The 15,009-nt window shown below is 70.4% G+C and carries 10 protein-coding genes; 5 read left to right on the plus strand and 5 right to left on the minus strand.

Annotation, left to right across the window (positions count from 1 at the left end):
- Positions 1-66: 66 nt before the first annotated feature.
- Positions 67-4,635: a 3-keto-alpha-glucoside-1,2-lyase-like domain-containing protein gene (locus CLV30_RS12035; RefSeq protein ID WP_106537444.1), complete on the minus strand. Its 4,569-nt coding sequence runs from the start codon at positions 4,633-4,635 to the stop codon at positions 67-69.
- A 399-nt stretch (positions 4,636-5,034) separates the two neighbouring features.
- On the opposite strand from CLV30_RS12035, the gene CLV30_RS12040 reads away from it, so the two are divergent.
- Positions 5,035-6,240, plus strand: coding sequence for an ROK family transcriptional regulator (locus tag CLV30_RS12040; protein ID WP_205740769.1), 1,206 nt, complete (start codon positions 5,035-5,037; stop codon positions 6,238-6,240).
- Here the strand turns inward: CLV30_RS12040 and CLV30_RS12045 are convergent.
- Positions 6,213-7,151, minus strand: a complete 939-nt coding sequence (locus CLV30_RS12045) for a Gfo/Idh/MocA family protein (RefSeq protein WP_106537446.1) — start codon at positions 7,149-7,151, stop codon at positions 6,213-6,215. The genes CLV30_RS12040 and CLV30_RS12045 overlap by 28 nt on opposite strands.
- A gap of 76 nt (positions 7,152-7,227) precedes the next feature.
- Between CLV30_RS12045 and CLV30_RS12050 the strand changes: the two genes are divergently transcribed.
- Genes CLV30_RS12050 through CLV30_RS12065 form a run of 4 tightly spaced genes read left to right on the plus strand, consistent with a single transcriptional unit; the run spans position 7,228 to position 12,280 of the window.
- The gene (locus CLV30_RS12050; RefSeq protein ID WP_106537447.1) at positions 7,228-9,897 is read left to right on the plus strand and encodes a bifunctional acetate--CoA ligase family protein/GNAT family N-acetyltransferase; all 2,670 of its coding nucleotides are present in this window, start codon (positions 7,228-7,230) and stop codon (positions 9,895-9,897) included.
- 34 nt (positions 9,898-9,931) lie between these two features.
- Complete coding sequence (locus CLV30_RS12055; RefSeq protein ID WP_106537513.1) at positions 9,932-10,513, plus strand: DUF5998 family protein; 582 nt, start codon at positions 9,932-9,934, stop codon at positions 10,511-10,513.
- A 5-nt stretch (positions 10,514-10,518) separates the two neighbouring features.
- Entirely contained in the window at positions 10,519-11,628 is a 1,110-nt protein-coding gene (locus tag CLV30_RS12060) for an alkaline phosphatase family protein (protein ID WP_240723277.1), read from the plus strand.
- 4 nt (positions 11,629-11,632) lie between these two features.
- On the plus strand, positions 11,633-12,280 hold the full coding sequence (locus CLV30_RS12065) for a thymidine kinase (RefSeq protein ID WP_106537449.1): 648 nt from the start codon (positions 11,633-11,635) through the stop codon (positions 12,278-12,280).
- A gap of 11 nt (positions 12,281-12,291) precedes the next feature.
- On the opposite strand, the gene CLV30_RS12070 is transcribed toward CLV30_RS12065, so the two are convergent.
- The 3 genes from CLV30_RS12070 to sepH form a co-directional block, all read right to left on the minus strand.
- Positions 12,292-12,747: a hypothetical protein gene (locus CLV30_RS12070; protein ID WP_106537450.1), complete on the minus strand. Its 456-nt coding sequence runs from the start codon at positions 12,745-12,747 to the stop codon at positions 12,292-12,294.
- Positions 12,748-12,750: 3 nt separating this feature from the next.
- Complete coding sequence (locus CLV30_RS12075) at positions 12,751-13,332, minus strand: RNA polymerase sigma factor (RefSeq protein ID WP_106537451.1); 582 nt, start codon at positions 13,330-13,332, stop codon at positions 12,751-12,753.
- Positions 13,333-13,822: 490 nt separating this feature from the next.
- The gene (sepH, locus tag CLV30_RS12080) at positions 13,823-14,941 is read right to left on the minus strand and encodes a septation protein SepH (protein WP_106537452.1); all 1,119 of its coding nucleotides are present in this window, start codon (positions 14,939-14,941) and stop codon (positions 13,823-13,825) included.
- Between the last annotated feature and the right edge of the window lie 68 nt (positions 14,942-15,009).

The raw sequence follows: 15,009 nt of genomic DNA on the forward strand, positions 1-15,009 counted from the left end.
ACAGCGCTGCGCCCGGCGCCGGCCACCACCTGGCGGACCGGCGCCGGACGTCAGCTTTTCAGCGGGTCAGGCCATGGACCGCGCCCTGCGGTTGGCGGCGTTGCCACGTGCGACGTCACTGCGCGCCGCGGCGCTGATGACGGCGCCTCGTTCGTCGTTGCTGAGCACGCCGTCGGTCACCAGCTGGCCGGTCACCTCCCGTACATGCCTCACGAAGGCTCCGTGGTTCTTCCAGTCGCCGTCCTCGTGGATGAGGTCGTTGATAGTACAGCCGTCGTCAAGCGTGTGGTTGGTCACACCACTGTCGACGTCACCGACGACGACGGTGTCCCTCATGTCCGGGTCCGGGCATGCGTCGGGGTCCGGCTCGGCGATGGTGAACTCGACCGTTTGCAGGCTCTCCGTCCGACCCGCGACATCGGTCGAGCGGAACTCCACCACGTGCTCCCCGGCGCCCTCGACGGTGAACGGGGTGTCGTAGGTGGTGAACTCTTCGTCACCGGCCATCCGGTACTGCGTCTGCGCCACGCCGGAGGTCGCGTCGTCGGCTTCCAGCGTGACCGTCACCGGTCCGGTGAAGGCGCCGTCCGCCTGCTCGCCCGTCAGCGACGCCTCGGTGGCCGGGGCGGACTGATCGATCAAGAAGTCCATCTCCTCGATGCCGGTGTACACCGGCGGCTCACCGCTCGACGGAGTCACCTCGAACTTCGACACCATCCCGGTCCACGACGTGGGGTCGTCCGGGTTCGGGCGGTTCGAGTGCGGCGTGCAGTACACGTAGTACGTGCCCTGCTCCGTCGCCTCGTAGTAGAACGGATCGTCCTCCCAGTCGGATCCCAGCGGGCGCGACGCCAGCACCTCACCGTTCTCGTCGGTGATCACGACGTCGTGCGCGTAGCCGGGAACGTACTGGAACTTGATCGTGTCACCCTGCGTCACGCTGAACTCGGTCTCGCTGAACTCGAACCCGTTCTGCCCGACGAGGATCTCCTTCTCGGACGGCTCCTGCCCGCCGTCACCGGGCAGCATCGCCCGGTAGTCGATGTCGTAGACACCGTCCGCGTCGAACGTCACGGGCTCGGTCCAGGTGCGCCACCGGGACTCGTCGGTCCGCGTGCGCCACTGCAACTCCGCCGCGGGGTCGTTCGACTCCATCGACAGCGTGACCGGCGAGTTGTACCAGCCGTTGGAGCCGTCGGGTTCCGCCGGCTCCACCGACGCGTCGACGGTCAGCTCCGGATCGGTCTCGTGCTCGTTGATCCAGACGTTGCGGAACTCGACGCTCTCGCCGGGCGCCTGGCCCTCGGAGTGGTTCTGCAGGCCGACGAAGCCCTCGAGCGGGCGGGTGCCGTCGCCGGTGAAGGTGGTGACCTCGGTGCCGTTGAGCACCACCCGGTACTCCTGGCCGATCACCTCGATCTCCATCGTGTTCCACTCGCCGATGGGGTTGGTGGCCAGCGGCTCGGCCGGAGCGTAGTTGTAGATGGCGCCGGTCCGGGTCATCGGGTCGTCGGTGGCCTCGTAGATCTGGACCTCGTGACCCTCGTCGATCGTATTGGTCGGATCACCCTGGGGATCGGGGAAGCGGACGTACACGCCGGAGTTGTCGTCCGGGTTCTGGACCCGGAAGTCGACTCTCATCGTGTAGTCGGTGAACTTCTGCTGGTCGTACCAGAGCAGACCCATGCCGCCGTGCGGCTGGAGCAGCCCGCACTCGTCGATGTCGAACCCGCCGGGACCGGCCTGCGTCCAGCCGTCCAGCGTCTCGCCGTCGTACAGCGGCACGTAGCCTTCGGGCGGTGTCTGCGGCTCCGGGCACTGCGAGTCGCCGAGCTCCTTGACCCAGATGTCGCGGAAGAGCACGTTGTCCGACACCCGGTTGTTCTGGATCCCGACGTAGCCGGAGGTCAGGTCGCGGCCCGAGTCGGCCGGGTTCTCGTACTCGTTGACCAGCACGTCGTTGATCCACACCCGGACCATCGGGGCGTCGACCTCGATCTCCATCTCGTTCCACTCACCGGCGACGGTGGGGAACGACGTCGGCGCCTGGAAGGTGTAGACCGATCCGGTCTTGGCGCGGTCCGGGGCGTCCGGATAGCCGCCGGTGTCGTCGATCTGGATCTCGTAGCCCTGGTTCACCCCGATCCACGGGTCGTCGCCGGGATCCGGGAACCCGAAGAACACGCCGGAGTTGTCGTCCGCCGCGCGGGCCTTGAAGTCGACATGCAGCCGGTACGAGTCGAACTGCTCCTCGTGCCACAGCATCCCGAGCCCTTCCGGATCGCCGGTCGACTCGAGAGCACACGTGCCCTCGCGCGCCTCGTCCTCGACGATGGCGAATCCGCCCGGTCCGGCCTGGTTCCAGCCGTTCAGCGTTGAGCCGTCCCACAACGCCCGGTATCCCTCGTCGACCGCCGGCGTCTGACACACCGGGCCGCCGGTGTCCTCTCCGACGCACAGCGAGAAGTCGGTGAAGGTGGCCGTCAGCGGATTCGCGATCTCGTTCGGGCCGTGCGCGGCGAAGAAGCCGAACTCGGGGTTCTCGTACTGCGAGACCGGGGCGGGTCGCCCGACGTTGACCCACGACTCGCCGTCGCGTGAATACGCCGCGGAGACGTTCTCTCCGTCGCTGGTCAGCCGGATGGTCAGGGTCTGCGGCGCGTTCGTGATGGCGGGATTGTCGACGCCGCTCTCGTAACGGATCTCGCCGTTCTGGTGGAACAGGTACTCGAATCTTCCGTCGGCGTTGCTGCCGTACGCCGGGAAGAACGACGCCTTGGTGAAGTTCTGGTCGTCACCGTAGATGATGAACCCGGCTTGGTCGTGACGGACCGAATTCTCCGGCATCGTCACGGTGACCTCGGCTTCCCATCGCTCACCCGGAACCGGCTTCAGGATCATGTTCTGCGCGTTCGTGACGATGTTGTCGCTGAGATGATTGCTGATCATGTCGCCCTGCAGCATGTCGATCTCGAGCGCGCCGTCGGTCTGCCGGTAGCTGTCCGGGGCCTCGCGCACGATCGTCGGCCACATCTCGCGGTCGAGCTCGGTCCCGGCGAAGTCGTCGGTCACGCATTCACCGAGCGGGGGAGCGCTGCCCACGTAGTCGATCCGGTAGAGCCCGGCGTTCGGGCTGTCTCCGAACGAGCCGCCCTCCAGCACGTACAACGACCCGTCCGGGCCGAACGCGCCGTCCATCAGCCCCGACCACGTCTCGTTGGGCATGAAGTCGTTGATGGCCGTGATCTTCTCGTTCTCGTCGAGCTCGGCCGTCTTGACGTGGCCGCGGTGAAAGTCGAGAAGGAACCAGCGCCCGTCGTAGTGCTCCGGGAACTTGGTGTCGGACTCGAGGTTCTCGTCGTAGCGATACACCGGTCCGGACATCGGCCCACCGGCGCCGGTGCCCATGTTCAGGAACGGCTCGGGGATCGGGTTGACCTCACCGCTCGGCATCCCGGCCCAGGTGTCCGGCCAGTTGGCCCAGCTGCGCGGGTAGTAGATCGTCGCCGGCTTCACGGGCGGCAACTGCTCGAGCCCGGTGTTGTTCGGCGAGTTGTTGACCGGGCCGTTCTCGCAGTCGTAGAAGTCGCCGAGCGGCTCGTTCGTCTCGTAGTCCCACGGACGGTACGGGTAGTTGTTCCCGATACAGAACGGGTAGCCGAAGTTGGCCGGCTCCGACGTCACCATGTACTGGTCGAAACCCCAGGGGCCGCGCTCGGTCCATTCGCCCAGTCGGTTCGGGCCGTAGTTGCCGATGTGCAGCCGATCGGTGGCGGGGTCGATCGAGATGCGGAACGGGTTGCGGAACCCCATCGCGTAGATCTCCGGGCGCGTCTTGCCGCCGCCGGCCTCGTCTCCGGTGAACAGGTTGCCGTCCGGGACGGTGTAGGTGCCGTCCGGCTGCGGCGTGATCCGCAGCACCTTCCCGCGCAGATCGTTCGTGTTGCCCGACGTCCTGCGGTCGTCGTTGTACCAGTGGTCCGACCGGCTGTCGATCGGGGAGTACTGGTCGTTCAGGTCCGGCGTGGACTCGTCACCGGTGCTCAGATACAGGTTGCCCGCGGAGTCGAACTCGAGATCGCCCGCCACGTGGCAGCAGTTCGTCTTGTTGTACGGAACCTTCAACATGACGGTCTCGGACGACACGTCGAGCTGTCCGTTCTCGAACACGAACCGGGACAGGAAGTGGTTGTTCTCGTCCCGGCTGGTGTAATAGACGTACACCCAGCCGTTCGTGGCGAAGTCCGGGTCCAGCGCCAGCCCCAGGAGTCCGCCCTCCTGGTTCTTCGACCCTTCGATGTCAGGGTCCGACGGCAACGGGTGGTCGTCGAACACACTCAGCTCAGCCGCGACGGTCACCTCGCCGGTGTCCGGGTGATACACCCGGACCACGCCGTCGCGGCTGGTCATGAACACCCTGCCGTCGTCGGCCATGTCCATCGTCATGGGCTGCGGGACGTCGGGGGTCAGGAGCGTCTTCTCGAACTCGTCGTCCGCGGACTGCTCCGCGAACGTGGCGTTCTGGTCCTGGTCCTGTGGCGTGTCCACCGTCTGCGCGGTGGCCGGCGCGCTGACCATGACCGAGAACAGCAGGGCCAGGAACAAGAGCAACGATGCGGGTCTCTTGCCGAACATGGCTTCCTCCCGGGGATAGCCGGTTCTACGTGAATGATCACGGTGCCGAATCTGGTCACCGTGGCGTAGTAGTGAAAACTTCTTCACTTGCGTTCGGGGTGCAGAGGTGCCGAGGGGAGGGGTCGGGCTGGCCGCCTTCGGGCGCGTTGCCGGCGCTCGACGGCGTCGTCACCGAGCCGGAGGGGCTCGGCGCAGGAGTCGATCTCGGCTGTGACGGGCTCGGTTCACGAGCGCCGGCGCGACCATGGCGAGGACCGACAGGAAGGAACGGTTCGCTTGCCCGACATGAGCTCTCCTTGGGGTGTCGAGGATGTCGGCTGATCGACGAATCTCGTTTAGACTTACTAACGAAGCTTTCTTCAATATCTCTACTCGACATCACGGTGTCAAGGGGGCGTAGTGACCCAATCCGGACTCGGAGGCGGGCCGCACCTGCTTCGACTGATGAACTGCGCCGCGGTACTCCAAGCCATTCGGGACGCGGGGACGGCGCGGCTGACCGACGTCGTCCAGGCCACCGGCCTGTCCCGGCCGACCGTCACCGCCGCTGTGTCCACACTGATCGGTGACGGGTGGGTGGAGGAGACCGAGGCGCCCGAGAGTGACCTGCCGCGGATGGGGCGCCCGGCGCGGGTGGTGCGCTTCCGTGCCGACGCCCGCCACGTCCTCGGCATCGACGTCGGGCCGCACAAGGTGTACTGCGCGGTCGCGGACCTGAACGGCAACGTGGTGACCCACATCCGGCGCGACGTCGACGAGCCCGGCTCCTACGCCGCTCTGCTCGAGCACGTCGACTCCACGATGGACCTCGTGCTCGACGAGGCGGGTGTCGACCGCTCCTCGCTGGCGGCGGTCGGTATCGGCACTCCGGGCATCGTGGACGAATACCGCGGCGCCGTCGTGCAGGCGCCGTCGGTCCCCGGCTGGGACTCCCTGGAGCTCAGCCGCGCGCTACAGGACGGCATCCCCTGTCCGGTGCATGTCGAGAACGACGTGAACCTCGCCGTCGTCGCCGAGCGGTGGAACGGGCGGTGGGGCGACGCCGACGATCTCGTCCTCGTGCAGTGGGGCTACAGGGTCGGCGCGGCGGTGCTGATGCAGGGCAGGTTGCACCGTGGCGCACACGGTGCGGCCGGTGAGATCGGCTTCATCGACCTGGAGGAGGAGCCCCAGGGCGTCCAGGCAGAGGGACTGGGCCCGCTCGAGGCCACTGCGGGAACGTCGTGGATCTTCCGCCGAGCTCGTGAGCTGGGCGATCATACGAGCCGCGACGCCGTGACGGTGCTGAGCGCGGCGGCGCGCGGCGACCCGCTCGCCACCCGGGTGGTGGACGAGGCAGCCGCGCGATTCGCGCGCGGTCTGGCACCGTTCCTGGCCGCTATCGACCCCGAGTTGGTGGTCATCGGCGGCGGCATCACCCTCGCCGGCGAGACGATGCTGTCCGCGGTGCGCAGCCAGCTCGCCCGGCGGGCGCTCGTGGTTCCGCGGCTCGAGTTGTCGTCACTCGGCGACGACGCCGTCGCGCTGGGTGCCGTGCGGCTGGCCCTCGACCACGCCGAACGGCGGCTGCTGGACGCCTACTCGGCGCCGGACGCCAAGATGTGAGGGTCGTCGGCGAGGGGGCGCCGCGCCCCGGTGAGTGTGCGCTGCGCCTCGGCCAGCGTGTCGAGGATCTCGCGGCCGAAGGTGACGTCGTACGGGTGTGGCGGGTCGTGGAAGGTGGCCGTCGCCATCAACTCGGTGACGGCGAGGCCGGCCACCTCGACCACCGGCGTGCCGGACTCCGGCATTGCCGCCTGCCCGTCGCCGCCCCACACCCGTGCCCGGAATCCGCTTGCGGCTTCCGGTGCCGCCAGGGACACCGTGGCCACGCTCGACGCGCCGCCGGCGTGCGACAGGACGAGGTGCGTGGTGCCGAGCGGGTCGCCGTGCGCGGCGACCGCGGTCACCGGTCCGAGCGTGGCCACGAGCACCGACAACGCGTGCGGCCCGACGTCCCACAACCCCCCGTGCTCGAGTCGCCACGGTGTGGCGAACGGGCCGCCGTCGCGCTGCACCGAGCCGAGCAGCAGCGCACAGCCGCCCTCCCAGCCGAGCTCGGACTCCGCGCACGAGTCGAGCCAGGTCCGGATCTCGGGCCGGAACAGCTGGGTGAAGAAGACGACGCTGGCGACCCCCGCATCGTGCACGGCCGCCTCGAGCGTCCGGCCGGCCGGCGCCTCCAGGGCGATCGGCTTCTCGAGCAGGAGATGCTTGCCGGCCGTGGCGGCCCGGGTGGCCAGGTCGGCCTGGACGTCGGGCGGTACCGAGAACGCCACCGCGTCCACCTCGGCGAGGAAGGCGTCGTAGTTCTCGTTGCCCGTGTACGGCTGGGCGCCGGTCACGTCGGCCAGTTCGCGGGCACGGTCGGCGTCACGCCCCCAGACGGCGGTCAGCGACGCGCCCTCGGTGGCGACGATCGCGGGCGCATGCGTGACGTGGGCCCAGTAGCCGGTGCCGACGAGTCCGAATCGCATGACACGACACACTACGTGTCCGGACGGTGGTGACGCTCACCCGATACGGCGCCCCGGACGACTAGCCTGAGGCAGCGTGGACGGTGAAGCGGCGTACCCCGCGCACTGGGAGGCCGACGTCGTCCTGTCCGACGGCGCCACGGCCCACCTGCGGCCCATCGCGGCCGACGACGCGGACCGGCTGGTCGACTTCTACGCCCGGGTGAGCGACGAGTCGAAGTACTTCCGGTTCTTCGCGCCGTATCCGCGTCTGAGCAGCCGCGACGTCGACCACTTCACCCAGGTCGACCACGACGACAGGGTGGCCCTGATCCTGCTGGTCGGTGACGACATGATCGCGGTGGGCCGGTACGAACGGGTCGACAGCACCGACGCGGAGGTCTCGTTCCTCGTCGAGGACGGTCATCAGGGCCGCGGCGTGGGCAGTGTGCTGCTCGAGCACCTGGCGCAGGTCGCGCGGGAACGCGGTGTGCGCCGGTTCGTCGCGGACGTGCTGCCGACGAACCGCAGGATGGCCACGGTGTTCGCCGACGCCGGCTACACCGTCGAGAGCCGGTACGAGGACGGCGTGGTGCACGCTGAGTTCGAGATCGTGCCGACCGACGACTCGCTCGAGGTCATGGCCGCACGCGAGCACCGTGCCGAGGCCAGGTCGATCGAGCGGCTGCTGACACCGCGCTCGGTCGCGGTGGTCGGCGCCAGCCGCCGCCGCGACACCGTGGGCCAGACGCTGGTGCGCAACCTCGTGGCGGGCGGCTTCACCGGCCCGGTGTACGCCGTCAACCGCGAGGCGAGCGCCATCGCGGGGGTGCCGGCCTATCCGAGCGTTCGGGCCGTCCCGGACGACATCGATCTGGCGCTGGTGGCGGTGCCCGCCGACGCGGTCGAGGAGGTCGTTCTGGACTGCGCGACCAAGGGGGTGCGCGGGCTGGTCGTCGTGTCGGCCGGCTTCGCCGACACCGGCGAGGAGGCTGGGCGCGAGCGCCAGGCCGAGCTGGTCCGCACCGCGCGCGCACACGGGATGCGCATCGTCGGCCCGAACTGCCTGGGCATCGTCAACACCGACGCCGCCTACTCGTTGAACGCGACGCTCGCCGCGGTGGTGCCGCCGGCGGGCCGGGTGGGCTTCTTCTCCCAGTCCGGCGCGCTGGGCACCGCGATCCTCGGGGACGGCGCGGCGCGCGGGCTCGGCCTGTCGACGTTCGTCTCAGCGGGCAACCGCGCCGACGTCTCGGGCAACGACCTGTTGCAGTACTGGCGCGACGACCGGGCCACCGAAGTGGTGCTGCTCTATCTCGAGTCGCTGGGCAACCCCCGCAAGTTCGCCCGCATCTCGCGCCGGGTGGCGGCCGTCAAACCGGTCGTGGCGGTCAAGAGCGGCCGCTCGACACAGGGGGTCCCGCTGGGGCACACGGTGCGGCCCATCGAGGCGCCGCAGCCCGCGCTCGACGCGATGTTCCGCCAGTCGGGCGTGATCCGCGTGGACACGATCTCGGAGATGTTCGACGTCGCCCAGGTGCTGGCGTACCAGCCGCTGCCGGACGGTGACACCGTCGCCGTGCTCGGCAACTCGGGGGCGCTGTGCCTGCTCGCCGTCGACGCCGCCGTGAACGCGGGCCTCGACGTCCGCGGTGATCCGGTCCGCCTCGGTGCCGCCGCGAGCGCCGGGGACTACCGGGACGCGCTGGCCGAGCTGGTGGCCGACGCGGACGTCGACTCGATCCTGGTGGTGTTCGCGCCGGCGGTGGACGCCTCCAGCGGCGGCGACGTCGCGCACGCGATCGCGCAGATGGCGCGCACCTCGCCGAAGCCGGTCGTCACGACGTTCCTGGGCAGCAGGGGCGTGCCGGAGAGCCTGCGCGTCGTGGACGAGCACGGCGTGCCCGCACGCGGGTCCGTCCCGTCGTACCCGTCACCGGAGGAGGCGGTCCGCGCGCTGGGCCACGTGTCGACGTACGCGCGCTGGCGGCGACGCTCCCGCGGGACGGTGCCCGAGGTCGCGGGGTGCGATCCGGAGGCCGCCCGGCGGGTCGTGGCCGAGGCGTGGCGCGGCTCGGCGGAGTCCGGCACCGACCTCGACACCGAGCAGCTCGGCCGGCTGCTGTCCACGTACGGCGTCGACCTGCTGCCGATGATCCCGGCGGTGACGCTGGACGACGCGGTGGCCGCGGCCGACCGGCTGGGCGGCGAGGTGGTGCTCAAGGCGACCGCCGAGCACCTGCGGCACCGCCCCGACCTCGCCGACGTGTGGCGCAACATCGACACCGCCGACGAGCTCCGCGACGCGTGGCAGACGATGTCGTCGACGCTGGCCGATCCCGCCGAGGCCGGGTTCGTCGTCCAGCCGATGGCGCCGGGAGGCGTCCCCGTCGTCGTCCGGGCGCAGGAGGACCCGATGTTCGGGCCGGTGGTGTCGTTCGGCGTGTCCGGTGTGGCGACCGAGCTGCTGGGCGACCGGTCGTACCGGATACCGCCGCTGACCGACCGCGACTGCGCCGAGATGGTGCGCGAGATCAAGGCAGCGGCACTGCTGATGGGATACCACGGCGGTATCACCGCCGACCTGGCGGCGGTCGAGGACCTGCTGCACCGGATGTCCCGGCTGGTCGACGACGTCCCCGAGGTCCGGTCGGTGGAGCTGAACCCGGTGCTGGTCGCCGAGTCGGGACTGGCCGTCGTCAACGGCGCCGCGCGCGTCGCGCCGCCGTCCGGGCGGTCGGACTGGTATACCCGGAGGCTGCCGTGATGAGTCCGGGGTCGAGCGTGCAAGGATGGTGGACATGGCGGATACAGGTACGCGTGAGGGCCTTCGCCTGGCCATCCAGGAGGCGGGATATTACCCCGATCTCGTCGCCGACACGCTCGAGACGGCGCTGGCCGGCGAGGCGGTGACCTCCTACGTCGTTCATCACGAACCCCACTTCGACCGGGACGAGTTGCGCAGGCACGTCAGTGTGCTCGTTCTGACACCCACCCGGCTCGTGGTCGGGCACACCGACGAGTACCCGTCGGACGAGACGCATGACGTGCCGTACGCCACCACCTCCACCGAGGCGGTGCCGCTCGACCGCGTGTCGTCGGTGGTCGTGAGCCGCACGGTCACCGCTCCGGCGGCCTACCGCACCGGGACGCCGGCGCTGGACGTCGTGCTGACGGTCGGTTGGGGCGCCATGAGCCGCGTCGACATCGAGCCCGCCACCTGTGGCGATCCCGAGTGCGAGGCCGATCACGGCTACACCGGCGCGTTGACGTCCGACGACTTCACGTTGCGGGTGAGCCAGGCCGGCGAGGGCACCAACCGGGTCGAGGATCTGCTCACGTTCGCCCGCTCGCTGTCGGCGGCCACGGTCTCCGTACGGTGACGCGAGTGCCGCTGCTGCCTCGGTACGGTGAGGCCGCGCTGAGCGACCTGCTGCCGTCGGTGCTCGGCGCCCTCGGTGTCGCCGGCGAGAGCGACGTGCTGGGGCTGCCGCCGGCGCGGCAGTACTGTGTGCTGCTGATCGACGCGCTCGGCTGGCGGCTGCTGCAGGCGCATCCGGCGCAGGCGCCGTTCCTGTCGTCGCTGACCGGCCGGGCGATCACGGCCGGTGTCCCCACGACGACGGCGGTGAGTCTGGCCAGCCTCGGCACGGGGCTGCCGCCCGGGCGGCACGGCATCGTCGGCTACACCTCGCGCACACCGGGCGACACGGCACTGTTCAACGCGCTGCGCTGGGAGCCGCAACTCGACCCGGAGGCGTATCAGCCGCATCCGAGCCTGTTCCAGCGGGCGGCCCGTGCCGGCGTCGAGACCACGGTGGTGGGTGAGGGCAAGTTCCGCGAGTCCGGTCTCACCCGTGCCGCGATGCGCGGCCCGTTCCGGGTGGCCAACACGTTCGGCCAGCGGATCGCGGCGGCGGCCGACGCCGTCGCCGGTGCCGGCTCCGGCCTGGTGTACGTGTACGACGGCGACCTCGACTACACCGGCCACCAGCACGGATGCTCGTCGGCCGCGTGGCGGCACCAGCTGGCGATGACCGACCGATTCGTCGAGGAACTGTACGATCAGCTGCCCTCGGGCACGGCGCTGGTGGTCACCGGTGACCACGGGATGGTCGATGTCGACCCGGAACGGCGGGTGGACGTCGACGACGTGCCGGCACTGCGCGACGGCGTAGCGCTGGTGGCCGGTGAGGCCCGGTTCCGGCACGTCTACACCACGGACGCCTCCGCGGCCGAGGACGTCGCCGCGGCGTGGCGCGGGGTGCTGGGGGAGCGGGCGAGCGTGCTGACCCGCGGCGCCGCGGTCGAGGCCGGATGGTTCGGCGCGGTCGAGGGGCGCGTGCTCGAGCGGCTGGGCGACGTCGTGGTCAGCGTGGACGGTGACTGCGCTGTCGAGCGGCGCAGCGTGTTCCCCGTCGAGGGCAAGCTACGGGGCTTGCACGGGGCCTTGACAGAGGACGAACTTCTGGTGCCCTTGTTGGTCGGAGAGGCCTGAGTCCGTGGCGGATCTGCACTTCTTCACCGGGACCATGGACTGCGGAAAGTCGACGCTGGCGTTGCAGATGGACTACAACCACCGAAGACGCGGCCTGACCGGGCTGCTGCTCGCCTCGCACGACCGCGGCGGCGACGCCACCGTGTCCAGCCGGCTGGGCCTGTCGGCACGCGCGGTCGAGGTGGGCACCGACACCGACCTGTGGGGACTCGTCGTCGAACGACTGACGGCCGGGACCCGGGTCGACTACGTCATCTGCGACGAGGCCCAGTTCTACACGCCCGCGCAGATCGACGACCTCGGACGGGTCGCCGACGAGCTGGACACGCCGGTCTACGCGTTCGGCATCCTGACCGACTTCCGCACCCGGCTGTTCCCGGGCGCGGCGCGCCTGGTCGAGCTGGCCGACCGGATGGAGACCCTGCAGGTCGAGGCGTTGTGCTGGTGCGGGCGGCGGGCGACGCACAACGCCCGCACGGTCGACGGCGTCATGGTCACCGAGGGTCGGCAGGTGGTGGTCGGCGACACCGGCGACGACGGCAGGATCGGCTACGAGGTGCTGTGCCGGCACCATCACCGCCGCCGGATGACGGCCACCAGCGCGGGGGTGGCCGGAACAGGCAGCGACCCGTTGCCGTTCGCCGCCTCGTGAGACGGTGCTGATCAGACCGTGACCCAGCTGGTGACGATGGGCGCCCGCTGCGGGTCGTCGAAGCGGCAGCTGACCGAGAGCGGCCCGGGGGAGACCGGCGCCGCGCGGAAGCGGCCGTCGCCGTCGGCGTCCACGGTCACCACGCCGCCGGGATGGCGGACCTCCACCGTCGCCGCGGCCGGCGCGATGATCTGACCGATCAGCCGCCGGGAACGGCGTTCGTGACCGATCTCGAGAACCACGGTCGTGTCGCCGGAGGCGAAGGTCAGCAACTGCGGCGGCTCGGCGGCGCGCACGGCGGCGGCGGGTTCGGCCGTGGAGTCCGCGACCAGCTCCGCGAGCTGAGCGTCCGGGTCGCGCCAGCTCAGCAACGCTTTCGCCGCCTCGACGAGATGCGGTGGCGGCGCCTCGGTGACCTCGAGCACGGTGCGCAGGCGGTCTTCGAGCGGTTCCGCGGCGTCGGTCATGGTCTAGTCCCCCTTGGTCTGCCGGCCGGGCCGGGCATCGTCGCCGAGCAGACGGCGCAGATGCTGCAGGCAGCGTTTCCGGGTCGGGCCGATGCTTCCGACCGGCATGCCCAGGGCGTCCGCGACGTCCTCGTAGGCATCCTGCTCCGGTGCGGCCACCGTGAGCCGCAACACGTTCTGGCAACGTGCGGAGAGCTGGTCGAACGCACGCCGGACCTCGACGTGGTCCTCACGGGTGAGCAGCGCGTCCACGGGGCCCGGAGTCCCCGTGTCGGCGCCGGCGTGCTCCTCGACCGCGACGTCCGGGCGTTCCCGGTCGGTGCGCCGCAGTACCCGGAGGCATTCACGCCTGGCTGTGGTGACCAGCCAACCGGCCAGCCGGTCCGGCCGGTCGATCCGGTCGACGTTCTCGAGCAGCCGCAGCCAGGTGGCCTGGAAGGCGTCCTCCGCATCGCCGGTCCGGAGCTGATGGCTGCGCACCACCGTCCAGACCAGCGCCGAGTGCTGCTCGACCAGGCGGTCCCAGGCGTCCTGAACGCCGTCGGCCGCCTGCTTGACGAGCTCGCTGGTGGACGGATCACCCACGCCGACTCCCGGAGAACTGACACCACCGCCGGGACGGACGTAGGAAACCGGCAGAGGGCCGATGCGGCCCCGCCCGAGTATAGAACGTGCTCATGGGTGGCCGTCAGCGACGGGCCCGCGCCTCCGGGCACGACATGGTGTCGTGCGTCGCCTGCGCGCCCGTCGCCCCCCGTTGGTACGACCATCGCAACCTGCCCCCCTGACTCACAGACGGATCACGAGCGGTCGCCGTGTTCGCCTGCGTCGTTTGGCTGCGAGGATCTCGACGACGCGGTGCCTCGTCAGAGCCCGCCACCGGTCCGGATCGGCGCTCGCGCCGGGCACGGGCTGGATGGACACAGCGAAGCGTTGGTGAAGCACCGCTGCCTCCCTCGGTGTGCTCGGCGCGACCGGAGGTCTCCGGCCGACGGAACGCCCGTGGTGGCCACCGGGCGCTCACAGATACAGAGCAACCGATGCCGGCTCAGATACATCCGCGAGCCGGTTTTTTTCAGTCGTTCTTACGGCGGCCGAACATGATCTCGTCCCAGCTGGGCACACTGGGCCGGCGCGAGCGGCTGGAGCCGCTGGACTTGCGCTGGGGCGTGGACGCGGGCTGATCGGCCGTGGGCGCCAGGTCGGAGGTGTCGTCGGTCTCGACGTGGCTGGCGATGTCGCTGAGCCGGAGCCGCTCGCTGGTGGCTTCGTCGTCGGCGGTCTCGTCGGCGGGCGGGTCAGACCACAGCTCCGGCTCTCGCCGGCGCCGGTCCGCACGCGCGTTGCGCTGGTTACGGCGCGAACGCCGCGCTGCCGGGCTCGCCGTGCCCTGGTCCGGCTGGGTGTCGTCGGTGTCGTCGTCGTGCGCCTGTTCGGCACGCCGGGCCAGCTCGTGCACCGGAGCCGCCACCGGGGGCGGCACCACCGACAGCGGGTCGACCTCGGGCTCGTCCTCGACGGGCGACTCGACCACCGCGAGCCGGGGACCGGCCGGCTGCTCGGGCTCGTCGGTGGGGTCGGCGTCGACGGGTCCGTGGGCGACGGCGTCGACCTCGGGTGCGTTCAGCGGCGCCAGTCCGGCGATGACACGCCCGGGGTCGTCCTCGGGCTGCACCGATCGGCCGGACGGGTCGAACGAGAACAGCGCGGAGCCGTCCTCGCCGTCCCACGAGAACCGGACCAGCCAGCGGCCGTCGTCGCGCCGCCAGGCATCCCACTGCACCTGCTGTGGGTCGGTGCCGTGCGAGCTGGCGGTGGCGGCCGCGGCGGACTCGAGTGTCTGCGGAGGGCCGTCGCCGCCGAGACGGCGCACCGTGGCCTGGCGGGCGCGTTCGGCGACGTGCTGGCGTTCGCCGATGACGGGACCGGCGAACCGCTCCACCTTCTCGCGCGGCATGCCCGACACGGCCGCGACCGTGTCGACGGATTCTCCTGCCCGCACGCGCGCCTGGATGTCACGCGGACGTAGCTGGCTTTCGAGCTGGATATCCAACTGTCCCAACCTCGCTCGGTCGCCTCGGATCGCGGCGTGCAGGCGGTCGTCCACGCGCAACGCCAGCTGTTCGTCGCCGTACCCGCCGAGGATGAGATGCTCGCCGTCCTCACTGACGGCTACGAGCCGTAGTTCACGCATCTCATCACCTCCCACGCACGACTGGCACCATGGTCACCCGGGCGACGGTGTCCACAAAGCCGCCACGC

Source organism: Haloactinopolyspora alba (assembly GCF_003014555.1).
In the GTDB taxonomy this organism is placed as follows: Bacteria; Actinomycetota; Actinomycetes; order Jiangellales; family Jiangellaceae; genus Haloactinopolyspora; species Haloactinopolyspora alba.